Raw genomic sequence first — 26,576 nt, forward strand, 5'->3', positions numbered from 1 at the left:
GAGCTGGAGACCGAGGAGGCCGCTGGTGGAGAAGCCTGCGCTCCGCGCGGATGCGCGCCGGAACCGCGCCCGCGTGCTGGCTGCCGCGGAAGCGGCCTTCGCCGTCGACGGGCTCGCTGTGCCGCTTGACGACATCGCGCGGCTGGCTGGCGTCGGCGCGGGCACCGTCTATCGGCATTTTCCCAGTAAGGAAGCGCTGTTCCAGGCGGTTGTCGTGGAGCGGCTGGAGCAGTACGGCGTCGAGGCACAGGAGCTGATCGACTCTGACGCGCCAGGCGAAGTGTTCTACGACTACTTCACGCGCGTCATAGAGCAGGCGTCGCGTAACCGCGCGATCTGCGAAGCGCTCGGTGAGACAAGCGGTTCTGCGTACAAGGCCGAAGCGGCGGAGCGGTTTCGCGTGAACCTCACCGCGCTTCTGGAGCGCGCGCAAGCCGCAGGCGCGGTACGCAAGGACATCGACGGCGAAGACCTGCGCGCGCTCATCGTTGGCGCGTTGGCGGTGGAGCGCTTTACGCCGGACAGCCGGCATCTCGTGCGCGTACTGCTCGACGGCCTGCGCAAGGTCTAGTCCGGCAGGTCACGCATCGTGCGAAGCGGCGAAGCGAGCAGAATCGTCGACGCCGCAAGGATTCCGATGCCGCAGACGTACAGCGTGACCCGGGTTGTGGTGAGTTCGGCGATGAAGCCGCCGATCAGGCTGCCAAGCGGAGTAATGCCGAAGACGACCGTCTGCGACACCGAGGACACGCGCCCCAGCAACTCCCGCGGCGTGATGGCCTGCTGAAAGCTCGTCTCGAAAATGCCGAGCACGATGATCCCGAAGCTGGACCCGAAACCCCCGGCGACCCACCAGGCGAGACCCCAGCCTTGCGTCGCGAAAGCGTTGAGCAGGAACGAGACGCTGTACACGGCGGTGCCGACATACAACGCCCGCGCGGCACCGAAACGAGCGCCGAGCCGTCGCGCGACGCCGCTCGCGAGCAGTGCGCCGAAGAGCCCGACCGTGCCGAGCAAACCGATCATGAACGGTTCGACGTGCAGGTCGCGGACCATGAACACCATCGACACCGCCATGAACATCGACTGGAACAGGCTCGACGCGGCGCTGTGCAGGGCGATCGCCCGCAGGATCGGATTGCGCAGCACCGTCCGCAAGCCCTCGCCGATCTCGCGGCGGAGGTTCCGCTCGGCGCGCTCGGGCCGCACGTCCGGCGTCCGAATGCGGCGCAGCCACGCGGCGGACCACAGGTAGGTCAGCGCGTCGACCGCCATCGCGCCCGCGTTCCCGATGAACTGCACGATGAACCCGCCGAGGCCAGGCCCGGCGATCGCGGCGACGGAGAGGTTCGTCTGCAGCCGGGCGTTCGCCTCGGGCAGCTGGCCGCGTTCGACGAGATTCGGCAGGTACGTCGAGTGCGCGACGTTGAAGAACACGGTGAACGCGCCGGCCAGCAGCACGACGACGTACAGATGGCCCAGTGTCAGCGACCCGAACGCCGCGGCGAGCGGCACCGAGCCGATGAGCAGCGCGCGGCCGAGGTCGGCGGTGATCAGCACCGGCCGGTTGCGCATCCGGTCGCACCACGCGCCCGCCTGCAGCCCGATCAGCAGGTACGGCAGCGTGCTCAGCGTCCGCAGCAGCGAAACCTCGACCACGGACGCGGCGAGCGTCGTGGTCGCCAGCAGCGGGATCACCAGGAAGTCGATGCGGTTGCCGACCTGGCTGAGGCCGTCGGCGAGCCAGAGCCGCCGGAAATCCGGCGAGCGAAGAATCCCCCTCATAGGGTTAGTGTTATATAAGTTGAGTCGGTATATATCAAGTTGCACAGTGCGTAACGACGCCTATGATCAACGCGACGAGACCCTCGTAGCCGAGTGACCGTGCGGCGAGGAGGTGCCGGATGACGGACACCGCTCCCACCTGGGGTTATGTCGTCGTGACCGGTCTGGCCGGGCTGGCTGGCGGACTGCTGGTCGCCGCACTGCTGGTCGCCGGCCGCACCCCGCGTCCGGCCGGGGAATCCGCACCGCCCAGCCCGCCGCCCGCACAGCAGGTGACGGTCACGGTGACCGGCCTCCCTCTGCCGCCGATCACCGTGACCCATCGCCCGCCGGCCCCACCGGCTCCGCCGCCGCGGACGACCACGGCCACGGTGTCGGTCACCCCGGCTCCGCCGGACCCGCCGGCACCCCCGCCGACCACTCTCAGTCCGACCACCGGGTTCTTCCGCGGCGACGCGCGCTGACGTCAGCCGACGTCGCGCCGCCGCCAGCCGGCCAGACCCGCCCCCAGTACGACCGCCGAGATCACCAGCAGCACGATCAGCGGCAGCTCGGTGAACACCTCGCCGGGCACCTTCGGCGGATGCTGGAACGGCGAGACGTCCAGCAGCACCTGCGGCACGTTGACGACCGGCCCGAACAGGCTGATCAGCAACGCCAGCGCCGCCACACCCCAAGCGGCGGTCGCCAGTTTCGGCAGCACCCCGAAGATCAGCGCGGCCACCGCGACGATCACCCACGTCGCGGGCACCTGCACCGCCACGGCAGCGACCGTGTTCCCGACCGAACCCCCGACGTCACCGCTGCGCAGCCCGTTCGACAGCCCGAGCAGCACCCCGCCGACGAGCACGAGCAACGCGCTGCCGAGGAACGCGAACACCAGGTGGCTCGCGGCCCAGCGCAACCGTCCGACCCGGGTGGCGAGCAGCGGTTCGAGCCGGACCGACGTTTCCTCGGTGCGCATCCGCAGCGTGGCCTGCACGCCGTAGAGCGAAGCGAGCATCGCGAACAGGCTCACCATCGTCGCGAGGAAAGCGTCTACCAGTCCGTGCGAACCGCCGAGTCGCTCGAAGATCTGCCTGCTCTGTTCGGTACCGCCGACCAGGCCGGAAATACCCTGCGCGATCGTCCCGAACAACGCGCCGCCGACCGCGAGCCCGACCAGCCAGCCGAGCAACGGACCCCGCTGAAGCCGCCAGGCCAGCGAAAACGGCGAGCGCAGCGACGGTGCGGCCTCGCTGGGCCCGAGCCGCGGCGGAAGCAGGCCGACGCCGACGTCACGACGCGGCAGCAGCGCGTAGGCCACGACATGCAGCACGAGCGCGGTCACGATGGGCAGAATCAGTACCCACCAACGTTCTTCGGCGAACGGCCGGATCTGCTGCGCCCAGCCGAGCGGCGACAGCCACGACAGCCAATGCGCGTCGGTGGTCGAATCACCCGCGCCACGCAACAAGAACGCGACGCCGAGCACCGCCGTGCCGATGCCATTCGCAGTGCGCGAGTACTCGCCGAGCTGTGCGGCCACCGCGGCGATGCCGGTGAAGACCAAGCCAGCCAACGCGGTGCTCGCGCCGAGCGCGACGGAACCCGCAGCGGGAACCTTTGAAGCCAGCGTGATCGCTTGCAGCAGACCGATCAGGACGCTCGCGCCGCCGGTCACCACGACCGCGGCGGTCAGCGGCGCGTACCGACCGACCACAGTGGACGCCAGCAGTTCGGCGCGGCCGGTGTCCTCCTCCGCGCGGGTGTGCCGGACGAGCGTGAAGACCGCCATCAGGCCAGTCAGCAGCGCCAGGAAACCGCCCATCCGCCAGGCGATGAACCCGCCGGCTGTGCCGAGGTTGAACGCCGGGCCATAGAGCAGCGCGAACGACGGGTTCGCGGCCGCCGACGCGACGAGTCCGGCCCGGCTCGCGGCGGTCGGATAGAACTGGTCGTAGCTGCTGATCGTGGCCACCGGGATGATGCTGAGCAGCACGATCCAGATCGGCAGGACAATCCGGTCGCGGCGCAGCGCGAGCCGGATCAGCGGTCCGGTGCCGACCAGCGTGCGGGTCATTTCCCGGCCTCGAGTTCGTCGGCGTAGTGGCGCAGGAAGAGTTCCTCCAGCGTCGGCGGACGGCTCTCCAGGCTGCGCACGCCGATCTGGGTCATCTGGCGCAACGCGTCCTCGAGCGAGCGCGTCTCCACGTCGAAGCGGACGCGGTTGCCTTCCACCTTGAGGTCGTGCACGTCGGAGAGCCGGGCCAGCCCGTTCGGCGGTCCGCACAGCTCCGCGGAGATCGAGGTGCGGGTGAGGTGGCGCAGTTCGGCGAGCGTGCCGGATTCGACGGTGCGGCCGTTACGGATGATGCTTACCTTGTCGCACAAGGCTTCCACCTCGGCGAGGATGTGGCTGGACAGCAGCACCGTGCGGCCCTGCGCGCGCTCTTCCTGGATGACCTCCTGGAAGGTGGCCTCCATCAACGGGTCGAGGCCGGAGGTCGGTTCGTCGAGCAGCAGAAGGTCCACAGTGGACGCGAGCGCGGCGACGATGGCGACCTTCTGCCGGTTGCCCTTCGAGTACGTGCGGCCCTTTTTGCGCGGGTCGAGGTCGAAGCGCTCGACGAGTTCCTCGCGGCGCTTCTGATCGAGCCCGCCGCGCAGCCTGCCGAGCAGGTCGATGACCTCGCCGCCGGACAGATTGGGCCAAAGATTGACGTCGCCGGGCACGTAGGCGAGCCGGTGGTGCAGGCTCGCCGCGTCGCGCCACGGGTCGCCGCCGAGCAGCCGGACGTCGCCGGAATCGGCGCGCAGCAGCCCGAGCAGCACCCGGATGGTGGTGGACTTCCCGGCGCCGTTCGGGCCGAGGAATCCGTGTACTTCCCCCGCGGGAACCTGAAGATCAAGGCCGTCGAGGGCCTTCACCCGGCCAAATGCCTTGTGCAGGCCGGAGATCGCAATGGCGTTTCCCATGATGCGGAAGCTACACTCTTTTCACGAAGTTGTGAAGTTAAGAAAACGTCTGGACCGAGTGATCTTCGGTGTGGTCGTGGGAGAGGATGGACGGATGACGACGCCTGAGACAGAACGTGACGAGGACGCCGTCCGCCGGTATGTCGAAAGCCTGGGTCTCGTGATGTCGCAGATCGGCATGCAGCGCATGTCGGCGCGGGTGTTCGCGGCGCTGATGACGACGGATTCGGGGCAGCTGACGGCCGCCGAACTGGCCGAGCAGCTGTCGGTCAGCCCGGCCGCGATCTCCGGCGCGGTGCGGTATCTGGACCAGATCGGCCTGGTGACGAAGGTCCGCGAACCCGGCGAGCGCCGCGACCACTACCGGCTCTACGACGACCTCTGGTACGCGACCTTCCTCAAGCGCGACCGCTTCCTGATCATGTGGCGCGACGCGGCCACCGACGGCATCGACGCACTCGGCGCGGACACGCCCGCTGGCAAGCGGCTGGCCGAAATGCGGGACTTCCTGGCGTTCATGCTGGTCGAGGTCAACAACCTGTACGACCGCTGGCACGAGCTGCGGAAGAACCGCGACTAGCCGATCCTGGCGAACGTCGCGACCAGTCGGTCCACGAGGTCCGGCCGCGGCGGGCGTTCCTCGAAGGACGCCAGGAACGCTTCCTGGAAACACGCGCCGAGCAGCAGCCGGGCGGCCGCGTCGACGTCGAGGCCGTCCGGAAGCCTGCCCAGCTTGACCTCCGCGGCGAGGTAGCCGGCGACGTGCTGAATCGGCAGGTCCGGGCCGTTTTCGAGGGTGTCGCGGTGGGTGCGGAGCAGCTCGCGCGAGGAGAAGATGGAGACGGAGATCGGGAAGCTCGCGCAGTAGAAGGCCAAGGCCGTGGTGGTCAGCTCGGCGAGGTTGTCGCTGAGCTGGGCTTTCTCCGGTGCTTCGGTGAGCCTCGCGGTCGTGGCGACGAGGTCCGGCAACTCCTCTTTCAATACGGCGAGGAAGAGCGCGGTCTTGTCGCGGAAATGCTTGTACAGCAACGCTTCCGAGTACCCAGCGGCCTGCGCGATCGCCTTGGTCGTGGCGTGCGCGTACCCCTGCTCCCGCATCACCGTCGCCGCCGCGGCGACGATCTCCTCCCGGCTACCCATTGCGCATGCTCCCTGAGGGTCTTCTCAGCGTGGTGAGTGTTCACTCACCCTAGCTGGTAAGTGTTCACTCACCCCTTTCCGGGAGGCCCTTGATGAAGATCACCGTCCTAGGCGCGAGCGGCCGAATCGGCGGCCTGGTGGTGCAAGAAGCACTAGCACGCGGATGGCACGTAACCGCCGTAGTCCGCGACCCAGCGCGGTTGACGATCCCCGCGCACCCCCGATTGGACGTCGCGATTCACACCCTGACCGATCCGACCCTGGCCGACGCCGTAACCGGCCGTGACGCCGTCGTCCTAGCCCTCGGCCCCTCGGACCTCAAACCAACGACCGTCAATTCCGACGGCACCCGCTCCGTGGTGACCGCCCTGCGCGGTTCCCGGACGCGGTTCGTGGTGGTGAGCGCGTCCGGCCTACCCGCGGAGGGAGACAGCCTGTTTTCCCGCCTGCTGCTGAAGCCGTTGCTGGGAGCTGTACTGCGCAACGGCTACGCCGACCTGCGGTTGATGGAGTCGATCCTGCATCAGGCCCCGGACGTGCGGTGGACGATCGTGCGCCCGACGAGGCTGACCGACAAGCCCGCGCGAGACCGGGTCCGCAGCCAGGTGGGGCGCGACGTGCGGGGAAGCTTCCAGATCTCGCGGGCGAACGTGGCCCGGTATTTGCTCGAGGCGGCTGAGGATGAGTCTCTGGTGGGGAAGACGGTGTCGATCGCTCAGGGGTGAGGGTGTCTGCGAGTGCAGACATCCGCGCGCGTCGGCGGCAGTGGTGCGGGCCGGTGAACGCAGCTTTCTGGCGGGCTGGAGCGGGTCACCATGTCGGCAATTGCTGACACTGCCCGCTGACTGTTCCCGCCGCGCTTGTTCGCATCCCCCAGATCGGCACCGGTCCGCATCGCCGTCAAGCTCGCCCCGGACGCTCCGCGTCTCTCGCCGGACGGCCGTCAATCTGCCGCCGGGAAACCGCTCGCCGGTCTTGCCGGAACTCTGCTCGCTGGTCTCGCCGGGAACCGCTCGCCGACCTCGCCGAAACCCTGCTCGCTGGTCTCGCCGGGAACCGCTCGCCGACCTCGCCGGAATCCTGCTCGCCGGTCTGGCCGGGAACCGCTCGCCGACCTCGCCGGAATCCTGCTCGCCGGTCTGGCCGGAACCCGCTTGCCGATCTCGCCGGGAATCCGCTCGCCAAATCCCTGCCGGTCATCGCTGATCCCCTGCTCAACCCCGCCTTCCGGAACCGCGCGCAGCCCCTGCCACCCCTCCGTCCCGCCACTGCTTTCCCCCAACCATCCCCAGGGTTATCCACAACTCACATCCCCTGTGGACAACTCCCTTCACGAGCCCGGATCTGTCGTGCCCCCTCGTTACTGTCGGCGGCATGGCAGTTCTCCGGTTGTTCCTCCTCTTCCTCCTGGCCCCCGTGCTCGTCGCGCAGGCTGTCCGGGTGCGCCGGGCGACTCCGCGGCTTCCCGGGGCCAGCGGGCCGATCGAGGGCACACGCGGCACCGGGCAACCGCTGCGGCTCACCGTCATCGGCGAATCGACGGTGGACGGGGTCGGCGCGCTCACGCATGCCGAAGCGCTCACCGGGCAGCTCGCGGCAGGGCTGGCCCGCGTGTACCCGGACCGGGAGGTGCGGTGGCAGGCGCTGGGCATCACTGGCGCGTCGGCGCGGGTGGTGCTCGACGAGCTGGTGCCGCGGGTCCGCCCGGCTGACTACGTGGTCGTCGTCCTCGGCGTGAACGACACCCTGGAACTGCACTCGGCGGCGCGGTACCGGCGGGATCTGCTGGCGATCGTCGTGGCGGTGCGGCGGCGGATCGGCGACGTCCCGATCCTCCTCGCGGGCGTACCGCCGCTCGCGAGCTTCCCGTCCTTGCCCCGGCCGCTCCGGGACGTACTGGGCGCGCGGTCCGTCGCGCTCGACGGGGCGGCGCGCACGCTGACCCGGCTTCCCGGGGTCGGGCATGTCCCGTTGGTGCCGGGATTGCTCCGTCCGGGCATGTTCGCTGCCGACCGTTTCCATCCTGGCCCGGAGGGCTACCGCGCCTGGGCGGCAGCGCTCTCGGAGGGGTTACCGATCGTCACTGACGGTTGGCATCCGGGGGAGGTGGGGCGGCCGTCCTGACCGGCTGATTCACAAAAATCCCAAAAACTTTGGCGCTCCGTGTATCTAGGCGCACCCTGGATGCGTCCTATAGGGCGAACCAAGGAAAGGGAGGGCCACATGCCTGCGGATCAGAAAGACGAGCGGCAGCCGGGAACCACCGTTCCGCCTGTCAAAACGAGCCCCGCGCCCGGGGCGAACCGGGGAGTGCAGCCGGACGGCAACCACGAGCCGCTCGACGACCACGGCACTGCCAAGTAGCCAGACGGACGGCAGCCGGGAGCCGAGGGGGCTGCCGGACGCCGTCGGCCGGGCGGGGTTCGGGGAGGAACTCCGTCTGGCGGGGCCCGGAGAAAAACGGGTTCCCCTGGGGCGGGGAGCACCGGTCGGCGCGGACGAGCAGTTCTCGCCGGCCGGTGCGCACCCGCACGACCGCGGGGCCGTCGACCTGGTCGGAGCACGGGGGCGACCAGGCCGCTGGCCAGCGCGAAGCGAGAGATGGACAACGTGACGAGGGACTGGCAGCGCAGCCGGTCCGGTTCGGCCCGGCCCGGGTCTGGGGGACCCGGTTCGGCCGGACGGGTTCGGAGGGAACCCGCCCGGCTCCCGAGCCGACCGGAACGGCACGACTGACCAGTACCAGCGAACCGGCTCGCGAGCTGGCTCGGCTGGGCAGGTCCGGGGAGGGACTGTCCAGCTGGAGGGCTTCGCGGGCCGGTTCAGCAGGACTGGCGGAGCTGGTTCGCGGGCCGCTCGGCTGACGGATCCGGGGAGGGGTCCGTCTGGTCGGTGGGCGGCGCGGGCCGGTTCGGCGGAGTTGGCTCGCGGGCCGCTCGGCTGACGGACCCGGGGAGGGGTCCGGTTGGTCGGCGGGCGGCGCGTGCCAGTTCGGCGGGGTTGGCTTGCGGGCCGGTCTGGCTGGGCGGATTCGGGGGAGGGATCCGTTTGGCCGGTGGGCGGCGCGTGCCAGTTCGGCGGGGTTGGCTCGCGGGCTGGTCTGGCTGGGCGGATTCGGGGGAGGGATCCGTCTGGTCGATGGGCGGCTCGTGCAGGTTCGGCGGAGTTGGCTTGTGGGCCAGGCTGCCTGGCGGGATCCGGGGAGGGGTCCGGTTGGTCGGCAGGCGTCGCGAGTCGTTCCGGCGGGATTGGCGGGTCAGGTGGTGGCCGGTTCGGTCTGGCGGGTTTCGAGAGGGAGCCGTCAGGTCGTCTGGCTTGCGAGCGGGCTGGCAGGCGGGATCCGGGGAAGGGATCCGGCCGGTCGGCGGGTTCGCGGAGCCGATCCGGCAGGTCTGAGTCGGCAAGCAGGCTCGGCTGGGGCGGGAGACCGCCAGGCCAGCGGCTGGCTCGAGGGGGGCTTGCGGGCAGTCCGGCGAGACGGATTCGGGGAGGAATCCGCCTGGCCAGACAGGCTCGCGGAGCCGGTCCGGCAGGGCTGGTCCGGGTGGACGGATTCGGGGGAGGGATCCGTCCAGCCGGACCGGTCGGCGGGACTGGCGATGGGGCAGCAGCTTCCGGATCGGGGACGTCGGGCGGGTTCAGGGGAGGAATCCGTTCGGCTGAACCGGGCCGGGCGGGGCGCGATGGGTCGTTGGGGGACTCATCGGGTCCGACGGAGCTGTCGGGGCACGGCCGTGCCGGAGGGGGAGCCCGGCCGGTCGTGTCCCGGCACCTGTCACAACGTGGTTGACCTGCGTAAATGCCGCCGCGAGCCGTTTCACATCGGCTCTAGTGAAAAAATTCATCCAGCGAAGTCAGAGATTCATGTATCCCAGCGCCAGTTGTTTGCTCCTCAACCAAGAGCCCACCCACCGGGCACACACCGTGCCCCTGGACACCATCCGCATCACCGGACCCACTGAAAGAGCGCGCACAATTCACGATCGATCCGGTACCCGACCGGAGAGCCGACCCGCGACGACCGGAGCCGCGCCGACACGACCGGAGGCTCTGCCGCCCATGTCGGCCCACCTCCGGAGTGAGGCAGCTACGGTGACCGACGTGCACACCACCGAGGTAGACCCGCCCTGGGAAGGCCTGACCGGCGCCGACCTGCATGCCGCCTGTATGGAAGCGGCTCGGGGCGGTGATCGGCGCGCCATGGCGAAACTGGTCGAGGAGCTGACGCCGCTGGTGTGGCATGTCGCGCGCGCCAACGGGCTGGACCGGCAGTTGGCCGAGGATGTGGTCCAGACGGTGTGGCTCGCCTTGTTCAGCCAGCTGGCGAAGCTGCGCGATCCGCGCGCGCTCGCTGCCTGGCTGATCACCACGACGCGTCGCGAGGCGACTCGTCCCTACGGCAGGCGTGCGCAGCCGGTGCCGTTGTCGGACGAGGTCGCCGCGACTTTGGAGAGCGATCACCCCGCGCCTGAGGAGGAAGCCGTCCGCGCCGACCGGGATCGCCGGGTCTGGCGCGCCTTCCTCCGCCTGCCCGCACGCTGCCAGGAGCTGCTGCGGTTGACCGTCCTCGCCGGCCGTGCCGAATACCGCGCGGTCGCCGAGGCTATGCAGATGCCGCGCGGCAGCGTGGGGCCCACCAGGGGCCGCTGCCTCGACTCGATGCGCGATCTGCTCGCAGGAGAAGGGGGTGCCCGGTGAGCGACAACATCGGCAGGCCGGGACACGGCCACGCGATTCCGGACGACGAGGCCATTCTGGCCGATATCGGCCGGTTCCTCGAGGAAATCGACCCGCCGCCGGAGGATCTGGTGCAGCGGGTCCAGTTCGCGCTCGAACTCGAGAACCTCGACGTCGAGGTCGCGCGCTGGGAACGGCTCGACGAACTGGCCGGCGTGCGCAGCACGGCGACCGGGACGATCACGTTCACCGTCAGCGACCTGACCGTGATGATCAACCTGACCAAAATCGGGAAGGTGCACCGGATCGACGGCTGGCTCGCGCCCGCGGGCGAGTACGACGTGGAGGTCCGGGTCGCCGATCACGGCACGTTCGCGACGGCGACCGACGAAGGCGGCCGGTTCGTGCTCGAACGCGTCCCCTGCGGAACCACGCAGATCCTCGTGCACCTCGGCGCCGGCGCGCACCGCCGCACCGTGGTGACACCGACCGTCGTGCTCTGAGAAACCCGGACGGGCGTTATGGAGAGTGGCGGAGGTGTGCTCCCATAGAGTCCGTGTCCGCGCCCGTCCATGATCGAACGATCGCGGCGGCGTCTGATCTGTACGCGCGCGGCCGGGCCGCCGCGTCCGACCAACGGCCCGGCGTCGCGGTGCGGTTGTTCCGCAGCGCGCTCACGCGGCTGGCGCGCGTCGCCGAGCCGCTTCCCGAACACCGTGAACTGCAGGTGCGGGTGCTGGTGAGCCTCGGCGCGGCCGAGGCTGAGGTCGCGTCCACCGATGCGGGTCTCGCGCACCTGGAAACCGCGCGGCAGCTTCGCGAGCAGCTTCCGGAGAGCAAAGCCGCCCGCGAACTCGGGTTGCTGGTCACCGGCCAGCGCGCGGTCGTGCTGATGCGCGGCGGGCGGTTCAGCGAATCGCTTTCGGTTTACGACGCGGTGCTGCCCGGGATCGAGGCCGAATTCGACGACGGCCGCCGCACCCTGGTGATCATGCTCAGCAACCGGGCCCTCGTACACATGGCGCTGAACCAGCCGAACGCCGCGCAAGCCGACCTCGAACGCGCGCTCAGCTTCGCCCGCGAAAACGGGCACACCCGGCTCGAAGGCAAGATCCGGCAAAACCTCGGCGACCACGCGCAGCTCATCGGCGACGTCCCGCAAGCGTTGTCCAGCTACGAACAAGCCGCGCGAATCCTCGTCACCGAATCGCCCGGTTCGATCCCGTTGATCCGGCTCGACCAGGCCCGCGCGCTGCTCACCGCGGGGCTCGCCGACGAGGCGGGCCGGCACCTCGACGAAGCGCTGCCGGAGTTGCGCACCAACGGATCCGGCCAGCACATCGCCGAAGCCGAGGTCGCGCGGGCGGCGGCCGCGTTGCTGGAAGGCGATTTCGCGTTGGCGCGAAAATCCGCGTCGGACGCGCGCCGCCGATTTCTCCGCCGCGGCAATCGAACCTGGGCGGAGATCGCCGGTTTGGCCCGGTTTCGGGCGGAGGCGCAGCAGGTGCTGTCCGACCGCGAAGGACGCTCTACCTCGCGGTTGCCCGCCGAACTCGTCTCCATCGCCGAACGGCTGGCCGCGCTCGGGCTGCGCGACGAGGCAGCGGTCGCCCGGCTCTTCGCGGTGCGATTGCTGATCCGCCGCAAGGAAATCGCCGAAGCCTCGCTCGTCCTCACGCACGTGCCCGCCCCGCGCGCGACGTCGCCGATCGACCACCGGATGCTGTTTCGGTTGTGCCGCGCGGAACTGGCCGTCGCCGAGGACCGGCCGCGGGCCGCGCTCGCACAGGCCCGCGCCGGACTGCGCGAACTCGGCACGATACGCGACCGGATGGGCGGGCTCGATCTGGTGTGCGGCACGGCCGTGCACGGCGAGGAGCTGGGCAGGCTGGCGATGCGGCTCGTGCTGCGGCGCGCGCGGCGGAACGCGGCGGGCGCACGGCGGATGTTCGCGTGGCTCGAACGGACCCGGGCACAGGTTTACCGGTACGAACCGCTGCCGGTGATCGAGGATCCGGTGCTGGCCAAGCACATCAACGAAATGCGGCACGTCCAGCGAACCATTCAGCGCGCCCGGCTGGAGGGCGAACCGGTGAAGGCGCTGGAGCAGCGGTACACCGTGCTGCAGCGCGAGGCGAGCAGGCTCGGCTGGTACACGAGTCAGTGGGGCCGCCCGCGTCCGGTCGCGACGCCGGACGAGGTGGTCGCCGCGCTCGGCGATCGCGTGCTGGTGAGTTTGGTGCCGTACAAGAATCAGCTGTACTCGGTGGTCGTCGACCGGGGCACGTTCCGGCTGCTCAAACTGGGTCCGCTGGACGACATCGTGGAGACCGCGACCCAGCTGCACGCCGACCTCGACGCCCTCGCGCCGGACCACCTGCCGCCGATGCTGGCCGAGACCGTGTCCGCGTCCGCACGCCGGCGCGCGGAGAAGCTCGACGCGTTGATTTCCGCGTCACTGGTCAAAACTCTCGACGATCGGGAGCTGGTGATCGTCCCGATCGGACAGTTGTACGCGATGCCGTGGGGCGCGTTGCCGTCGCTGCGCGGGCATCCGGTGTCGATCGCGCCGTCGGCGACCGCGTGGATCACCGCGAAACGGCCGGCCGAGGACGGGCCGGTGCTGCTGGCGGGCGGTCCCGGCGTGCCGGGCGCGGTCGGCGAGGTGAGCAAGCTGCGCTCGGTGTATCCGGACGCGCAGCTGGTCGAAGGCGACGCCGCGACGAGCGCGACGGTCCTGACCGCGCTGGACGGCACCCGCCTGGCACACGTGGTCGCGCACGGCGCGCACGAGCCGGCGAACGCGCTGTTCTCCCGCATCGAACTGGTCGACGGCCCGCTGTTCGCCCACGAGACGACCCGGCTCGCGAACCCGCCGGAACGGGTGGTGCTGGCCGCGTGCGAGCTGGCGATGAGCCACATCCGTCCGGGCGAGGAAGCACTGGGCTTCGCGGGAACGCTGCTGGCGAGCGGTTCGCGGACGGTCATCGGCGCGGTGGCCCGGGTCGGCGACCGGGCGGCGGCGGACACGATGGCGGACCTGCACCGGCGGCTGGCCGAGGGGACTTCGCCCGCGTTGGCGCTGGCCGAAGCGGTAGCGGTGGACCCGATGCGGCGGCCGTTCGTGTGCCTCGGGGCTGGATGAGCGCTGGGGCAGCGGCGGGCGGAGGCTCGTGAGTGGCGATCGCGGTTAGAACCGGGATTTCCACTCACGACGGCCGACAAGGAGAACCGGCGCGCGGCGGGCTGCTGTGTGCCAGGTGGCGGCGTGCGGCGGGGTCTCGTGAGTGGCGATGCCGGTGAGAACCGGCACCAGCACGCACGAGCCGGGTGGGCCCGGGTCAGCCCAGGAAGTCGGCTAGCGGGACCGGGGTCAGGCCGTCCTGCTTCGCTCGGGCGAGGAAGGCTTCGTAGTCTTCCTTGAACGTCTTGCGGAAGTGCATCAGCACGATGTCGCCGGGGCGGAGCTTGTCGCCGACCTGGAACTGGACCACCCCGTCGTTCACCGACGCCGTCCAGAGGACCGTCGCGCGCATGCCGCACATCGCCGCGGCCTTCAGGGTGTTCTGGTCGTAGTTGCCGAACGGCGGGCGGAACAGGGTGGGGCGCACGCCGAGCGACTTCTGGAAGTCGTCGGCGTCGTCGCAGATTTCCTTTTTCTGGAAGTCCAGCGGTTTGCCCTTGAGGTTCGGGTGGTTGACCGTGTGGTCGCCGAGCACCGCGCCGGTCGAGTCGAGGATGGACTTGAAGTACGCCTCGTGGCCCTTCACGTACCGGTTGTTCAGGAACAGCACCGGATGTCCGCCGGACTGCTGGATCAGGCTCGGTGCCGACGGATCCTTCACCGCGCCGTCGTCCATGGTGATGAAAACGTACGGTTTGTCGGTCTGGATGCGGCGGACCACGCCGACCTTGCCGTCCTGGATCGCCGGGGCCTTCTGCTGCACGGTGCCGAACGGATAGGGCCCGGGCGGCGGGCCTGGTTTCGCGGCGCCCGGTGCGGGGTTCGCCTGTTCCGGGGATTGATCCGAATCCGGGCCGGAGCATGCCGACAGCAAGAGCAAACCGGCCACAGCCGCCGCCAGCCATCGCTTCGCCATGCCGCTTCCTTTCCCTCGGGGTCACCCGAGGGGATGACGTCTGTGCTCCGGCCTGAGTTGATCGTTGTGGTGCAGCGCACCCCGGTCAGCCTGCACGGTTGCCCGCTTTGACCAGGTGCGTGGCGAGAAATCCGATCACGCTGCGCAACGCTGCGCGGGCGACGGGACCCGTTCCGGGGATGCGTTCGGCGAACGATCCCGACCATCGGAGATCCGTGCCGCCGTGGGCGTTCGGGGTGAACACCACCTCCGCACGATAGTCGTGGACCGGGCTGAAACCGTCGAATGTGTAGACGTGCCGCCGATTCGGTACGTATTCGAGAGTTCGTTCGTGCGCCAGGACGGGCCACAAACCGACCTCCCGGACAGCGCCGACCCGGCCGTCGTCGCCGAGCGCGGACCAGCGGGACTGCCACACGAGCGGCCGCGCCCAGGTCGACCACAGCGGCCCGTCGCTTTCCAGCCGGAACAGCACGGACGGCGGCGCGGTGCTCACCCGATTCACCTCGTACGAGTACCTGCGACCCGGCATGAAAGCTCCCCGAACACGTTGTTGACCGAGCGACAAATCAATCCCGGACGGCCCCGGTAGGTCAAGATGGTGCGGTGAGCCGCCCCGACTTCGCCGCGCCGCACTGGCTGACGCAACTTTTGCGGTCAAAACCGGTTCCCATTCCGTGGAACATGGTCGCTCGCGCCGTGGTAGCGCTGGCCACGCCGCTAGCGGTCGCGTACGCCGCGGGCGACATCGCGGTGGGGGCGCTGATCTCCACCGGCGCCTTGCCGACCGTGCTGTCCGAGGCGGCGGGGGCGTACCGCTACCGCGCGCGCCGGCTCGGCGGGGCGACGTTCGCCGCTGCGGTCGGGTACCTCCTCGGGCTGCTGACCGGCGGCATGCCGGCCTGGTCGATCCCGGCGATCGTGGTGGTGGCCGCGGTGTCCGCGTTGATCAGCGCGGCGGGCAGCAACGCTTCAGTGGCTGGGCTGCAGATGTTCGTCTTCTGCGTGCTCGGCACCGCCCAACACGCGACAGGTGTGCGCACCGAGCTGCTCTTCGGTTACTTCTGTGCGGGCGCTGGCTGGGGGTTGCTGGTCGCGCTCGGCACCTGGACGCTTCGTGCGACGAGCCCGGAACGCACCGCCGTCGCGCAGGTCTACATCGAACTCGCGGCGATGCTGTCGGCTGAGGACGAGCCGACGTCGCGGGTCGCGCGCCATCAGCTGACCACCGCGATGAGCACGGCGTACGACCGGTTGCTGGTCGCGCGTTCGTGGCTGTCCGGTCGCGACGCGGCGTATCGCAGGCTGCTGAACCGGCTGTCCGCGACGACGCCCGCGGTCGAGGCGTCGGTGGCGATGGTCAATGCCGGGCAGCGCCCGCCGGACGAGGTGATCGACTACCTGACGCGCGTCGCGGCCTCGGTGCTGGCGAGTCAGCCGCTGCCGCCCGCGCCGGAGTTACCGGACGAGAACGCCGACGCGGTGGTCAGCGCGCTTTACGCCGGGCTGGCGCGGATCGGGAAGCTCGACGATCGCAAGCGGCGCAAAAAGTCTCGCCGCTGCGTCGCGTGCGCGAGTGGGCGAGCGGGCTCTCCGGACCGTTGACCTGGCTGGCGACGCTGCGGCTCACGTTGTGCGTCGCGGTGGCCGAAGTGGTGGCGCTGCTGGTGCCGTTCGAGCGGTCGTACTGGATCACGCTCACCGTCGGCGTGGTGCTGAAACCGGACTTCGGCTCGGTGTTCGGCCGCGCGGTGCTGCGCGGGCTGGGCACGGTCGCGGGCGTCGGGATCGGCGCGGTGGTGCTCGCGTTCGGTGCGCGCGGCTGGGTGCTGGTCGTGCTGATCGCGGTGTTCGCCGGCGGTGCCGCGGTGGGGAAGGTGCGCAATTACGGGATGCTTGGCACGTTCGTGACGCCGCTGATCATCCTGCAGATGGACCTCGCCAACACCGGCAGCTGGACGGTCGTGCTGGCGCGGCTAGTCGACACGGTGATCGGCTGCGTGATCGTGCTCGTCTTCGGCTATCTGCTGTGGCCGGGTTCGCGGCGGCCGACGGTCGGCGGGCGGCTGGCGGACAGTTTCGACACTGTCGCCAAGTACGTCCGCACCGCGATGGTGCTGAACTCGACCGGCGAGGCCCGGCTTGCCCGGTCGCGGGCCCGGCGCGCGGCGTATCGCGCGCTCGCGGACCTGCGGACGGCGTTTCAGCAGGTGATCGTGGAACCGTCACCGGCGGGACGGCAGGCGGTGGCGTGGTGGCCGGTGATCGCGGGGCTGGAACGCGTGACTGACGCGGTGACCGAGGTCGGCGTGACGATCGGCGAGGGCGCGCCCGCCCCGTCGCCCGCGGACATCGAGCTGATCACGGACGCGTTGGCGGAGCTGGCTTCCGCGGTGCGCGAGCAGCGGGACCCGGATTCGGTGCCGATGCCGGACAACCCTCGGCTCGCCGGGGTGGTGGACCAGCTCGGCTCGACGTTCGACGCGGTGCGCGGGCCGGACCTGGTGGAACGGTCGCCGCTGCGGCTGGTGCGCCGGTTCCTGCCTTATCACCGGCGCACCTGAGCCACGCTCGCCTCAGCTGGGCGAGCAAACCAACCTGGAGGCGGAGGGTTACTGCTGTCCGCCGGGCTGGCCGCCCTCGGGCTTCTGGTCGCCCTCGTCGGGCTTCCCGCCCTCGTCGTGCTTGCCGGTGACCTTGCCGAGCAGGTCCTTGGCCTTGTCCACGCCGCCGTCGATCTGCGAGTCGTGGCCGCTGACCTTGGACTTCGCGAACTCCGCCGCCTTCTCGAGACCCTGCTCGAGCTTGCCGCTGTTCTCGCGCAGCGCCTCGGTCGCCTTGTTCTTGATCTCGTCGAAGTTGATGCCCATCGAATGCCTCCCCGGGGTTGGGATTGAGAGGCTTCAATCGTCACACACCCGGCGTTCCAGGCAAGTCAAGAGACTTCGCCGAGGGCGACCGCTCCGTCCAGTCCGGTGATGCGGCCGCCGCGTTCGCCGAGTGCCACGAGTCCTTCGCGGGCGTCGGCGGCGGTGAGGTCGATGCGGACGCCGGACAGCGCCACGTCGCGGGCCGCCTCCAACGCCAAAGCACCCTCGTGACCTGCGTTGATGGTCGCGGCGAGGCCGCCGGTGGACGCGAGCGAGCCGCGGGCGGCACCGAGGCGGCCGAGTGCGTCGTCGACGATCGGGAGCAGGGCGTCGCGGTTGCCTTCGGTCATGGCGCGCACCAGGTCCGGCGACGAACCGGCCACGCGGGTGCCGTCGCGGAACGAGCCGGCGGCCAGCGACATCGCGAGCGGGCCGCCCTGTGCGCCGACCGAGGCGAGGATCGCGGCGAACAGGTGCGGCAGGTGCGAGATCCGGGCGACCGTCTCGTCGTGCGAGTCCGCTGGCAGCGGCACGGCGTGCGCGCCGACGTCCAGGACCAGCCGGGTGACCTCGGCCCAGGCGGTGAGGTCGGTGTCCTCTTCGACGCCGACGACCCACGCGGCGTCGCGGAAGAGCATGGTGTCGCCGGCCAGCCAGCCGGAGTGCGAGGTGCCCGCCATCGGGTGCCCGCCGACGTAGCGCGTGTACGGCGCGCGCCGGCGGACTGCGTCGAGCATCGGGCCCTTCACGCTGACCACGTCGGTGAGGATGCAGTGCGATGCGTGTTGTGCGACCTGCCGTAGCAGGTTCTCCACCGCGGGCAGCGGCACCGCGATGACCACGATCGCGTCCGCGGCCGCCGCGCGTTGCAGGGCGGCTTCGGCGTTGGTGGTGACGTCGTAGCCGCCGCGGCTCGCCGCGTCAGCGTCCACTTCGGACACTGTGGTTCCCCAGACCGTCCTGCCGCTCGCCGCGGCGGCCCGCAGCAGGGAACCGCCGATGAGCCCGAGCCCGATTACGCATACGTCTCGCACGGGGCCATCCTGCCAGTGCGCGCAAGCCGCTACAGCACGGCGGCCAGCCGGGTGCCCTGGTCGATCGCGCGTTTGGCGTCGAGTTCGCGGGCCTCGTCGGCCCCTCCGACGAGATGCACCGGCACGTCGCCGAGCGCGCCGGCGAGATCCCGGACGGATTCCTGGCCAGCGCAGACCACCACGGTGTCGACTTCCAGCAGCCGCGGTTTCCCGTCGACCGTGACGTGCAGCCCGGCGTCGTCGATCCGTTCGTAGGTGACTCCGCTGATCTTTTCCACGCCCTTGGCGCGCAGGGCCGCGCGATGCACCCAGCCGGACGTCTTGCCGAGCCCGGCTCCGATCGGCGACTTCTTGCGCTGCAGCAGGTAGACCTGTCGCGGCGACGGTTCCGGCTTCGGCTTCGCCAGTCCGCCGGGCGCGAGCGCGGGGTCGGTGACGCCCCATTCGGCCATCCAGGCGTCGCGGTCTAACGCGGGCGACGTGCTGTGCGTGAGGAATTCGCTGACGTCCACGCCGATGCCGCCCGCGCCGATCACCGCGACCCGCTCGCCGACCGGTTTGCCATGCCGCACGACATCGACGTACGAAAGCACCTTCGGATGATCGATCCCGGGCAGCGAAGGGACCCGCGGCGTGACGCCGGTGGCCAGCACGACCTCGTCGAAGCCGGTCAGGTCCGCGGCGGTCACCCGGGTGCCGAGGTGCACCTTCACGCCGGTGACCTCCAGCCGGCGGGTGTAGTACCGGATGGTCTCGGCGAACTCCTCCTTGCCCGGAATCCGCTGCGCGATCCCGAACTGGCCGCCGATTTCGTCGTCGGCCTCGAACAACTCGACGTCGTGGCCGCGTTCGCCGAGCGCGGTCGCGGTGGCGAGCCCGGCCGGTCCGGCTCCGACGACGGCGACGCGTTTGACCCGCCGGGTCGGCAGCAGATTCAGCGTCGTCTCGTGTCCGGCGCGCGGATTCACCATGCAGGACACCGGTTTCCGGCTGAATGCGTGGTCGAGGCAGGCCTGGTTGCACGCGATGCAGGTGTTGATCTCGTCCGCGCGGCCGGTTTCGGCCTTGCGGATCCAGTCCGGGTCGGCGAGCAGCGGACGGGCCATCGAGACCAGGTCCGCGTCGCCGTCGGCGAGCGCTTGTTCCGCGACGTGCGGCAGGTTGATCCGGTTGGAGGTCACCACCGGGACCGACACGTGCGGCTTCAGCTTCCCGGTGACCCAGGTGAACGCGCCGCGCGGCACGGACGTGACGATCGTCGGCACGCGCGCCTCGTGCCAGCCGATGCCGGTGTTGATGATCGTGGCCCCGGCCGCCTCGACCTCGCGGGCGAGCGCGACGACGTCGTCCCAGCTCTGCCCGCCCTCGACGAGATCGAGCATGGACAGCCGGTAGATGATGATGAAGTCCGGCCCGACCTTTTCCCTGGTACGCCGGACGATCTCGACTGCGAACCGGCGGCGCTTCTCCGCCGTACCGCCCCAGGCGTCGGTCCGCCGGTTGGTGCGTTCGGCGAGGAACTGGTTGATCAGGTAGCCCTCGGAACCCATGATTTCGACGCCGTCGTACCCGGCGTCTCGGGCCAGCGCGGCGCAATCGGCGAACGCGCGAATGGTGCGATGCACGCCGTACGTGGTGAGCGCGCGCGGGCGGAACGGGTTGATCGGGGCTTTGCGGCTCGACGCGGACACGCTCAGCGGGTGGTAGGCGTAGCGGCCGGCGTGCAGGATTTGCAGCGCGATCTTGCCGCCTTCGGCGTGCACCGCGCTGGTGAGCAGTTGGTGGTTCTTCGCTTCGGCGGGCGTGGACAGCTTCGAGGCCAGCGGCAGCAGCCAGCCGGTGCGGTTCGGAGCGAATCCGCCGGTGACGATCAGGCCGACGCCGCCGCGGGCGCGTTCGGCGTAGTACTCGGCGAGCTGCGGGAAGCGGGACGCGCGGTCCTCCAGCCCGGTGTGCATCGAGCCCATCAGGACGCGGTTGCGCAGCGTCGTGAAACCGAGATCGAGCGGGGACAGCAGGTTCGGGTACTCGGTCATCAGTCGTCCTTTTCGTCGGCCCGCAACGCGGTCAGGATTTCTTCCAGCCACTCGACCTGGCCTTCTTCGACGCGGATTCCGCCGCGCAGCACGAGGTACTGGTGCAGCGGACGGCCGCGGAGCCGGTCCGGGGCGGGGAAGTCGCGCTTCTCGATCTGCCGGTACAGATCGAGCCGTTCGGCGTGCGCGTCGCGGTGCCGGGTGATCTCGGCGGCGACCGCTTCGGCGTCGCCGAACGACGCTCCGCGCAGCTTCACCGCCAGCTCCTGCGGTCCGGCTGACGGCGCGGGTTCGGCGAGCCAGCGGCGCAGTTCGGCGCGGCCCGGTTCGCTGACGGTGTAGACCTTCTTGTCCGGCCGCCCGTCCTGGGCCACCACGTCGACGGCGACCTGACCGGCCTCCTCCATCCGCTTCAGCACGCGGTAAATCTGCTGGTGGGAGGCGCTCCAGAACAGCCCGATGGACTTCTCGAACCGGCGCGCCAGCTCGTAGCCCGAGCCGGAGCGTTCCGACAGCGAGACGAGGATCGCGTGCTCCAGTGCCATGCCGGACAGTGTCATATGCAACTAGGTGCAGTGCAACTGAGTGCAAGCCAGGTCACCCGCAGAGGGGGCAAAACGGGTCGATCGGCACCGCGGAAAGGATCAAGATGGAGGGGTGGATCCGGTTTTGGAGCTGCTCGCCGCGCGGATCGCCGAGGGAAGCGTGCCGGGGCAGCGGACGGACGGCCGACGGCTCGCGCTCGCCGTCGAGGGCGGCAGCAGCCGCGGCACGTATTCGAGCGGAATGGTGCTCGCGCTCGACGAACTCGGGGCCACGCTGGCGTTCGACGACGTCTACGGCGCCTCCGCCGGTGCGCTCAACGCGGCGTGGCTGTTGTGCGGGCGATCGCGGACCGGCGTGCGGACATGGTGGAACCCGGCGGTGATGCGGCGGATCATCAACCCGCTGCACACCCTGCGCGGCCGGGCGGTGATCGATCTCGAATACCTCGTGCACCAGGTGTACTCGGTGCTCGAACCGATGGATTTCCCGGCGATCCTGGCGAATCCGGTCGGCTTTCATCCGCTCGCCACCGACGCCGACACCGGCGAATCGACCGATCTGCACCCGTTCATCGAGGACGTGGACGGGATCAAAACGGCGCTCGCGGCGTCGTCGTGCATGCCGGTGCTGGCCGGTCCGCCGATCGCGATGGGCGGACGGCGGTTCGTGGACGCGGGGATCGCCGAGCCGCTGCCGTTTCGCAGCGCGTTGGCCCAGGGCGCGACGGACGTGCTGGTGCTGCGGACCCGGCGCGAGGACGAACTCCCGGCGCGGCCGCCGCGAGTGCAGGACGTGGTCGTGCCGCGGTTTCTGCGCCGCCACGCGCCGGGCACCATCGACGCGTGGCGGACGCAGTACCACCGGGATCTGGAGGATGAGCGTCAGCTGCGGGAAGATCCGCGGCTGACGAGTGTCCGGCCGCCGGCTGGCGCCCCGGACGTCGTGGTGCTGGAACGGGATCCGATGGTGTTGCGGCGTGCGGTGGAGTTGGGGCGGGGTGCGGTTTACGCGGCGTTGGAAGGGCTGCGCCGGGCGTCGTGAGCGCGGGAGTGAACCGTCAGCCGTTGGGCGACAAGGGAAACCGCGAGATACAGCAGAATGGACGCGCCGCCGAGTCCGTGCACGGGATTGACCGCGTCGACGGCGAAGTCAAGTCCTAAGTGGATGCCGAAGGAAATGAGCCACAGCGCGGCGGTTCGCCAGTTTCCTTGCCGCCACAGGGTTCCGTCGGTGCGCCAGAGCCGCATGGTGTACGCGCGGAGCACGCCGAATCCGGCAGCGAGCACGAAACTGAAGGCCAGCAACAGGATTGCCGCGGTAGTCGGCGTGGTCTTCGCGAGGGCGAAGCCTAGGGAAGCGACTCCGAGCACGCTGATGACGAGCAAGACCACCGGCGGACGGTCGGCGCGGCGGACTTGAAGCTGCCGCCACATCAGCCAGGCCAGGACGACCAGGCCGATCAGGATGTTGTCGAAAGTGTTCGGCACACCGGCAACACTGCCCGGGCCGGGCCGTCCCGCGCCTCCACCCGGGGGTGGAGGCCGGGTGGGAAAACCCCGTCAGGCCTGCGGTTTGCGGGCGACTCCGCCGATCACCCGCGACTCCGAGGGCACCTTCGCGAACACCGTGTCGGCGTCCGGATGCCACGCCGGCGCGTACACCAGGCCCGGTTCGAGCAGAGGCCAGCCGCCGAAGAACCGTTCGAACTCCGCCTTCGTGCGCAGGAAGCCCGGGTTGGTCGTCGACTCGTAGTACTTGATGATGTCGATCAGTGCCTGGCGTTCGTTGTCGTCCACCGGGTTTTCGTTGGTCATCTGGGAAAGAATGAGCAACGAGCCCGGCGCGAGCTGCTTGCGGTAGAACTCGAGAATGCCGTCTGGGTCCTGCTCGTCCTTGATGAAGTGCAGCACCGCGTTGACGATCAGCGCCACCGGCTTCCGGACGTCGATCACGTGCGAATCGGCGACCCGGTCCCACAATTCGGCGGGCTGCATGAGGTCGGCGGCGATCGCCTGGTGCCGGTCCTCGTCCGCGGTGTCGGCGAGCAGCACCTGCGAGTGCGCGAGCGCGACGGGCTCGTTGTCCAGGTACAGCACGGAAGTGTCGTGCTCCGGACGCTCCTCGTCGGCCACCTCGTGCACGTTGCCCGCGGTGGGCAGGCCGGAACCGATGTCGACGAACTGCCGGATGCCCTCGCGTACGCTCTGGCGCACCGCGCGGCCGAGGAACTGCCTGCTGGTGCGGCAGTACTCGCCGATCAGCGGCAGCCGTTCCCGCACCTTCTCGGCGAACATGCGGTCGATCGCGTAGTTGGTGGTGCCGCCGATGAAGTAGTCGTAGACGCGGGCCGCCGACGGCCGGTCCAGACTGGCTTCCACCGCGCGCAGTGCTTCGTCCTGTGTGCTCATCGCCGTCCTCACGCTTGCCCCTGGCGCTCATGCTAACCATGGCGTCCGGGTCAGCTCGGGCGGTAGGACTCCCGGTAGGCGTTGACCGAAGCCGTCAGCTGGTCCATCGCGGTGCGCATCCGGGCGAGTTCGGCCTTGTCCAGATTCATCGCTGCGCCGACGTGCGGCGGGATCCGTTCCGCCTTGGCGCGCAACGCGGTTCCCGCGTCGGTGAGCCGGATGCGGACCGAACGCTCGTCGTCGGATTGGCGTTCGCGCTTGATCAGCCCGGCCTTCTCCAGGCGCTTCAGCAGCGGCGACAGCGTGCCGGAGTCGAGGCTCAGCGCGGAGCCGAGTTCCTTGACCTGCTGTTCGTCCTGCTGCCACAGCGCGAGCATCACCAGGTACTGCGGGTAGGTGAGGTCGAGCGGTTCGAGCAGGGTCCGGTAGAGCGCGGTGACCGCCCGGGAAGCCGAGTACAGGCCGAAGCACAGCTGGTCGTCGAGCAGCAGTGAGCCGGTTTCCCCGGTGTCTGTGCTGGTCATGGGTAGCCTCCCGCACGTTTTCCGTTCGCCAGCTCTCCATCCTCTCTCGCTCGGCCGGGAAGGGCAACTCAAGTGCTCTATATCTCATTGAGTGCCATTGAGTTGTGCACAACTAAGTTGTGGAGCTATGTTGTGGGCAGTCCGAACGACGCAGCTATCGGAGGAAGCCATGACCGCGAACCCGCAGAATCTCGTCCTCGAGCCGGCCGCCCAGGCGTTCGCCGAGGCCACCGACCAGCCGCCGTACCTGTACCAGCTCCCGCCTGCCGAAGGCCGGAAGGCGGTCGACGGCGTGCAGGACGGCGACGTCGAACTGGCGCCCGCCGACATCGAGACGCTGACTGTCCCAGGTGGACCCGAGATCCGGATCGTGAAGCCGCAGGGCGTTGCCGGGCCGCTGCCGGTGCTCGTCTACATCCACGGGGCGGGCTGGGTCTTCGGCGATTTCCACACCCACGAGCGGCTCGTCCGCGAACTCGCCGCCGGAACCGGCGCGGCAGTGGTGTTCCCGGAATACAGCCGTTCGCCGGAAGCCCGTTACCCCGTCGCGATCGAAGAGAACTACGCCGCCGCGAAGTGGGTTGTCGAAAACGGTGCGGAGAAGGGCCTCGACACGACGAGGATCGCGATCGCGGGCGACTCCGTCGGCGGGAACATGACTGCGGCGCTGACGCTGATGGCGAAGGAGCGCGGCGACGTCAAGTTCCTGCAGCAGGTGCTGTTCTACCCGGTGACCGACGCGTCCTTCGACACCGAGTCGTACACCAAGTTCGCCGAGGGCTACTTCCTCAGCCGCGAAGGCATGAAGTGGTTCTGGGACCAGTACACGACCGATGAGGCGCAGCGGGCCGAGATCACCGCTTCGCCGCTTCGCGCCACTGTGGAACAGCTTGCTGGACTGCCGCCGGCGCTCGTGATCACCGGCGAAGCGGACGTTCTTCGCGACGAAGGCGAGGCGTACGCCGCGAAGCTGCGTCAGGCGGGCGTGCCGGTGACGGCGGTTCGGTACCAGGGCGTGATCCACGACTTCGTGATGGTGAACGCGCTTCGGGAAACGCACGCCGCGGAAGCCGCGATCACGCAGGCGATCACGGTTCTGCGTGCCGCATTCGGCAACTAATCAGGGACGAACGGGCAATCCTGAGATTCCGCTGAGTTTGCTGGGGCCATTTCCGGAGTGATCGGCGTCACGTGATCACAACGAGAGTGGCCCCTCAAACGTATCTAGAGCAGCGGGTCCCGCCTTCCGGGCGCGCGATCGGTCCTGGAGGTTCCCGTGCACCTGAGCCAAATCAGGTTGGATTCGCCCGTCATGCTCGCGGTGATCGGCGTACTCGCGCTCGTCGCGGTGGTCTCGGTCCCGTGGTTCTGGGACAAATGGCGTAAGCGCAAGCAACTCGGCCGCAGCGCCACGGTTCTGGTCGCGCTGTTTCTCGTGATCGTCACGCTTGGCTTGACTGGCAACATGATCGGCGGATTCTTCCCGACGCTCGGCTCGCTGCTCGGGACCGGCGCGTTCGCCGCGGAGGGAATCGACGTCGAGGGCGGCGACAATGGGGTGGACCTCAGCCGGGCGCGCGACCTCGGCGTGGCGCACGCGCGGGTCGGCAAGGGGACCATCGCGCACGTGACGGTGACCGGAAAGCGCACCGGCCTCACCCGCGACGTGACGGTTTACCTTCCGCCGCAATACTTCCAGCATCCGTACAAGGCGATGCGGTTCCCGGCGATCACCTGGATCCCGAACTATCCGTCCGGTCCGGAGGTCACCACCGCCCCGATCGGGTATCACCTGCCCGAACAACTTGACTCGGCGATCTCGAAACACCTGCTGCCGCCGGTGATCGTGCTGATCCCGGACCCGACCGGAACGCCGAAAATCGGCCACGACACCGAATGCGTCGACGAGGTCAACGGAAGCCCCAACGACACCTACCTGTCCGCGGACGTCCGCGATTGGGCGATTCAGCGCCTCGGCGTCAATCCGGACCGGCGGGCGTGGACGATCGCGGGCTGGTCGTCCGGCGGCTACTGCGCGCTGAATCTCGTGACGCGGCATCCGCAGTGGTACGCGCAGGCGGCGAGCGTCAGCGGATACGAGAAGGCACAAGTGGACGGCGAAACCGAGAACCTTTTCCGCGGCCGCAAGGACATCGAGGACGCGAACAACGTCCGGATCAACCTCCGGCTGCACCCGGCCCCGCTCGAACTCCTCGCGATTTCCGGGGAGAAGGAGCAGAACGAAAGCCGCGCGGTCGACCAGATGCGCGCGGCCGCGCAGCCGCCGGTGCAGTTCACGACGTGGCGGATTCCGGACGCCGGGCACAACATGAACACGTTCAAGGCGCAGCTGCCGGACGTGCTGTCGTGGATCGGGCAGCGGATCCCGGGGCCGTCCGCGCCCGCGCACCAGGCCGACGTGACCGGCGGGGTGAAGCCGTGGCCGCTGCCGAAGACGGGTGCGCGAGGCGCGCTGGCGGAGGTGGAGCAGTGACGGT

The 26,576-nt window shown here is 69.6% G+C and carries 25 protein-coding genes and 1 pseudogene; 13 read left to right on the forward strand and 13 right to left on the reverse strand.

Annotated elements, in window-relative coordinates:
• Positions 1-25: 25 nt before the first annotated feature.
• Positions 26-571: a TetR/AcrR family transcriptional regulator gene (locus RPX00_RS15055; protein ID WP_406640145.1), complete on the forward strand. Its 546-nt coding sequence runs from the start codon at positions 26-28 to the stop codon at positions 569-571.
• On the opposite strand, the gene RPX00_RS15060 is transcribed toward RPX00_RS15055, so the two are convergent.
• Entirely contained in the window at positions 568-1,785 is a 1,218-nt protein-coding gene (locus tag RPX00_RS15060) for an MFS transporter (RefSeq protein WP_406640146.1), read from the reverse strand. The two genes, RPX00_RS15055 and RPX00_RS15060, sit on opposite strands and share 4 nt — an antisense overlap.
• A 119-nt stretch (positions 1,786-1,904) precedes the next feature.
• Between RPX00_RS15060 and RPX00_RS15065 the strand changes: the two genes are divergently transcribed.
• The gene (locus tag RPX00_RS15065) at positions 1,905-2,249 is read left to right on the forward strand and encodes a hypothetical protein (RefSeq protein ID WP_406640147.1); all 345 of its coding nucleotides are present in this window, start codon (positions 1,905-1,907) and stop codon (positions 2,247-2,249) included.
• A gap of 2 nt (positions 2,250-2,251) precedes the next feature.
• Here RPX00_RS15065 and RPX00_RS15070 read toward each other — a convergent pair whose 3' ends face one another.
• Positions 2,252-3,847, reverse strand: coding sequence for an ABC transporter permease (locus RPX00_RS15070; protein ID WP_406640148.1), 1,596 nt, complete (start codon positions 3,845-3,847; stop codon positions 2,252-2,254).
• Complete coding sequence (locus RPX00_RS15075) at positions 3,844-4,743, reverse strand: ATP-binding cassette domain-containing protein (RefSeq protein ID WP_406640149.1); 900 nt, start codon at positions 4,741-4,743, stop codon at positions 3,844-3,846. The genes RPX00_RS15070 and RPX00_RS15075 overlap by 4 nt, the downstream gene beginning before the upstream one ends.
• Positions 4,744-4,837: 94 nt before the next feature.
• Between RPX00_RS15075 and RPX00_RS15080 the strand changes: the two genes are divergently transcribed.
• The gene (locus tag RPX00_RS15080; protein WP_378301652.1) at positions 4,838-5,323 is read left to right on the forward strand and encodes a GbsR/MarR family transcriptional regulator; all 486 of its coding nucleotides are present in this window, start codon (positions 4,838-4,840) and stop codon (positions 5,321-5,323) included.
• Here RPX00_RS15080 and RPX00_RS15085 read toward each other — a convergent pair.
• Positions 5,320-5,883 carry a TetR/AcrR family transcriptional regulator gene (locus RPX00_RS15085; protein ID WP_406640150.1) on the reverse strand — a complete coding sequence of 188 codons (564 nt, stop codon included), beginning with the start codon at positions 5,881-5,883 and terminating at the stop codon, positions 5,320-5,322. The two genes, RPX00_RS15080 and RPX00_RS15085, sit on opposite strands and share 4 nt — an antisense overlap.
• Before the next feature lie 92 nt (positions 5,884-5,975).
• Here RPX00_RS15085 and RPX00_RS15090 point away from each other — a divergent pair, with 92 nt between their 5' ends.
• The 6 genes from RPX00_RS15090 (at position 5,976) to RPX00_RS15115 (ending at position 13,705) form a co-directional block, all read left to right on the forward strand.
• Complete coding sequence (locus RPX00_RS15090) at positions 5,976-6,608, forward strand: NAD(P)-dependent oxidoreductase (protein ID WP_406640151.1); 633 nt, start codon at positions 5,976-5,978, stop codon at positions 6,606-6,608.
• Between the two features lie 649 nt (positions 6,609-7,257).
• Positions 7,258-8,007, forward strand: a complete 750-nt coding sequence (locus RPX00_RS15095) for an SGNH/GDSL hydrolase family protein (RefSeq protein ID WP_406640152.1) — start codon at positions 7,258-7,260, stop codon at positions 8,005-8,007.
• Positions 8,008-8,106: 99 nt separating this feature from the next.
• A complete protein-coding gene (locus RPX00_RS15100) occupies positions 8,107-8,247 on the forward strand; it encodes a hypothetical protein (RefSeq protein WP_406640153.1) in 141 nt (46 codons plus the stop codon).
• A gap of 1,728 nt (positions 8,248-9,975) precedes the next feature.
• Entirely contained in the window at positions 9,976-10,581 is a 606-nt protein-coding gene (locus RPX00_RS15105; RefSeq protein WP_406640154.1) for an RNA polymerase sigma factor, read from the forward strand.
• The gene (locus RPX00_RS15110) at positions 10,578-11,063 is read left to right on the forward strand and encodes a carboxypeptidase regulatory-like domain-containing protein (RefSeq protein ID WP_378301642.1); all 486 of its coding nucleotides are present in this window, start codon (positions 10,578-10,580) and stop codon (positions 11,061-11,063) included. Before RPX00_RS15105 ends, RPX00_RS15110 begins: the two co-directional genes overlap by 4 nt.
• Positions 11,064-11,116: 53 nt before the next feature.
• Positions 11,117-13,705, forward strand: a complete 2,589-nt coding sequence (locus RPX00_RS15115) for a CHAT domain-containing protein (RefSeq protein ID WP_406640155.1) — start codon at positions 11,117-11,119, stop codon at positions 13,703-13,705.
• A gap of 196 nt (positions 13,706-13,901) precedes the next feature.
• Here RPX00_RS15115 and RPX00_RS15120 read toward each other — a convergent pair whose 3' ends face one another.
• Both RPX00_RS15120 and RPX00_RS15125 read right to left on the reverse strand, forming a co-directional pair.
• The gene (locus RPX00_RS15120; RefSeq protein ID WP_406640156.1) at positions 13,902-14,660 is read right to left on the reverse strand and encodes a polysaccharide deacetylase family protein; all 759 of its coding nucleotides are present in this window, start codon (positions 14,658-14,660) and stop codon (positions 13,902-13,904) included.
• Positions 14,661-14,745: 85 nt separating this feature from the next.
• Positions 14,746-15,192 (reverse strand): SRPBCC family protein, encoded by a 447-nt coding sequence (locus RPX00_RS15125; RefSeq protein ID WP_406640157.1) that lies wholly within the window; start codon positions 15,190-15,192, stop codon positions 14,746-14,748.
• A gap of 74 nt (positions 15,193-15,266) precedes the next feature.
• On the opposite strand from RPX00_RS15125, the pseudogene RPX00_RS15130 reads away from it, so the two are divergent.
• Positions 15,267-17,224, forward strand: a pseudogene (locus RPX00_RS15130) (FUSC family protein).
• 48 nt (positions 17,225-17,272) lie between these two features.
• Here RPX00_RS15130 and RPX00_RS15135 read toward each other — a convergent pair.
• The 4 genes from RPX00_RS15135 to RPX00_RS15150 form a co-directional block, all read right to left on the reverse strand.
• Entirely contained in the window at positions 17,273-17,530 is a 258-nt protein-coding gene (locus RPX00_RS15135) for an antitoxin (RefSeq protein ID WP_406640158.1), read from the reverse strand.
• A 65-nt stretch (positions 17,531-17,595) separates the two neighbouring features.
• On the reverse strand, positions 17,596-18,564 hold the full coding sequence (locus tag RPX00_RS15140) for a prephenate dehydrogenase (RefSeq protein ID WP_406640159.1): 969 nt from the start codon (positions 18,562-18,564) through the stop codon (positions 17,596-17,598).
• Positions 18,565-18,593: 29 nt separating this feature from the next.
• On the reverse strand, positions 18,594-20,600 hold the full coding sequence (locus RPX00_RS15145; RefSeq protein ID WP_406640161.1) for an FAD-dependent oxidoreductase: 2,007 nt from the start codon (positions 20,598-20,600) through the stop codon (positions 18,594-18,596).
• Entirely contained in the window at positions 20,600-21,145 is a 546-nt protein-coding gene (locus tag RPX00_RS15150) for a PadR family transcriptional regulator (RefSeq protein WP_406640162.1), read from the reverse strand. Before RPX00_RS15150 ends, RPX00_RS15145 begins: the two co-directional genes overlap by 1 nt.
• A gap of 112 nt (positions 21,146-21,257) precedes the next feature.
• Here RPX00_RS15150 and RPX00_RS15155 point away from each other — a divergent pair, with 112 nt between their 5' ends.
• Positions 21,258-22,187, forward strand: a complete 930-nt coding sequence (locus RPX00_RS15155) for a patatin family protein (RefSeq protein ID WP_406640163.1) — start codon at positions 21,258-21,260, stop codon at positions 22,185-22,187.
• On the opposite strand, the gene RPX00_RS15160 is transcribed toward RPX00_RS15155, so the two are convergent.
• From RPX00_RS15160 to RPX00_RS15170, 3 genes are all read right to left on the reverse strand, one after another.
• Positions 22,151-22,633, reverse strand: coding sequence for a hypothetical protein (locus RPX00_RS15160; protein WP_406640164.1), 483 nt, complete (start codon positions 22,631-22,633; stop codon positions 22,151-22,153). The genes RPX00_RS15155 and RPX00_RS15160 overlap by 37 nt on opposite strands.
• 72 nt (positions 22,634-22,705) lie before the next feature.
• Positions 22,706-23,554, reverse strand: coding sequence for an SAM-dependent methyltransferase (locus RPX00_RS15165; protein WP_406640166.1), 849 nt, complete (start codon positions 23,552-23,554; stop codon positions 22,706-22,708).
• Between the two features lie 50 nt (positions 23,555-23,604).
• Positions 23,605-24,078, reverse strand: a complete 474-nt coding sequence (locus tag RPX00_RS15170; RefSeq protein WP_406640167.1) for a MarR family winged helix-turn-helix transcriptional regulator — start codon at positions 24,076-24,078, stop codon at positions 23,605-23,607.
• Positions 24,079-24,247: 169 nt separating this feature from the next.
• Here RPX00_RS15170 and RPX00_RS15175 point away from each other — a divergent pair, with 169 nt between their 5' ends.
• Together RPX00_RS15175 and RPX00_RS15180 are read left to right on the forward strand one after the other, a co-directional pair.
• Positions 24,248-25,198, forward strand: coding sequence for an alpha/beta hydrolase (locus tag RPX00_RS15175; protein ID WP_406640168.1), 951 nt, complete (start codon positions 24,248-24,250; stop codon positions 25,196-25,198).
• A gap of 156 nt (positions 25,199-25,354) precedes the next feature.
• Positions 25,355-26,572, forward strand: coding sequence for an alpha/beta hydrolase (locus RPX00_RS15180; protein WP_406640169.1), 1,218 nt, complete (start codon positions 25,355-25,357; stop codon positions 26,570-26,572).
• The last annotated feature ends 4 nt before the right edge of the window (positions 26,573-26,576 follow it).

Origin of the sequence: Amycolatopsis sp. WGS_07, from assembly GCF_045278895.1 — a bacterium.
GTDB lineage: Bacteria > Actinomycetota > Actinomycetes > Mycobacteriales > Pseudonocardiaceae > Amycolatopsis.

What these genes read in the sequence shown, in the direction of transcription:
- RPX00_RS15060 (WP_406640146.1), bottom strand. Translation starts at nt 1,785, where the DNA reads ATGAGGGGGATTCTTCGCTCGCCGGATTTCCGGCGGCTCTGGCTCGCC.
- RPX00_RS15065 (WP_406640147.1), top strand. Translation starts at nt 1,905, where the DNA reads ATGACGGACACCGCTCCCACCTGGGGTTATGTCGTCGTGACCGGTCTG.
- RPX00_RS15070 (WP_406640148.1), bottom strand. Translation starts at nt 3,847, where the DNA reads ATGACCCGCACGCTGGTCGGCACCGGACCGCTGATCCGGCTCGCGCTG.
- RPX00_RS15075 (WP_406640149.1), bottom strand. Translation starts at nt 4,743, where the DNA reads ATGGGAAACGCCATTGCGATCTCCGGCCTGCACAAGGCATTTGGCCGG.
- RPX00_RS15080 (WP_378301652.1), top strand. Translation starts at nt 4,838, where the DNA reads ATGACGACGCCTGAGACAGAACGTGACGAGGACGCCGTCCGCCGGTAT.
- RPX00_RS15085 (WP_406640150.1), bottom strand. Translation starts at nt 5,883, where the DNA reads ATGGGTAGCCGGGAGGAGATCGTCGCCGCGGCGGCGACGGTGATGCGG.
- RPX00_RS15090 (WP_406640151.1), top strand. Translation starts at nt 5,976, where the DNA reads ATGAAGATCACCGTCCTAGGCGCGAGCGGCCGAATCGGCGGCCTGGTG.
- RPX00_RS15095 (WP_406640152.1), top strand. Translation starts at nt 7,258, where the DNA reads ATGGCAGTTCTCCGGTTGTTCCTCCTCTTCCTCCTGGCCCCCGTGCTC.
- RPX00_RS15100 (WP_406640153.1), top strand. Translation starts at nt 8,107, where the DNA reads ATGCCTGCGGATCAGAAAGACGAGCGGCAGCCGGGAACCACCGTTCCG.
- RPX00_RS15120 (WP_406640156.1), bottom strand. Translation starts at nt 14,660, where the DNA reads ATGGCGAAGCGATGGCTGGCGGCGGCTGTGGCCGGTTTGCTCTTGCTG.
- RPX00_RS15125 (WP_406640157.1), bottom strand. Translation starts at nt 15,192, where the DNA reads ATGCCGGGTCGCAGGTACTCGTACGAGGTGAATCGGGTGAGCACCGCG.
- RPX00_RS15135 (WP_406640158.1), bottom strand. Translation starts at nt 17,530, where the DNA reads ATGGGCATCAACTTCGACGAGATCAAGAACAAGGCGACCGAGGCGCTG.
- RPX00_RS15145 (WP_406640161.1), bottom strand. Translation starts at nt 20,600, where the DNA reads ATGACCGAGTACCCGAACCTGCTGTCCCCGCTCGATCTCGGTTTCACG.
- RPX00_RS15150 (WP_406640162.1), bottom strand. Translation starts at nt 21,145, where the DNA reads ATGGCACTGGAGCACGCGATCCTCGTCTCGCTGTCGGAACGCTCCGGC.
- RPX00_RS15165 (WP_406640166.1), bottom strand. Translation starts at nt 23,554, where the DNA reads ATGAGCACACAGGACGAAGCACTGCGCGCGGTGGAAGCCAGTCTGGAC.
- RPX00_RS15170 (WP_406640167.1), bottom strand. Translation starts at nt 24,078, where the DNA reads ATGACCAGCACAGACACCGGGGAAACCGGCTCACTGCTGCTCGACGAC.
- RPX00_RS15175 (WP_406640168.1), top strand. Translation starts at nt 24,248, where the DNA reads ATGACCGCGAACCCGCAGAATCTCGTCCTCGAGCCGGCCGCCCAGGCG.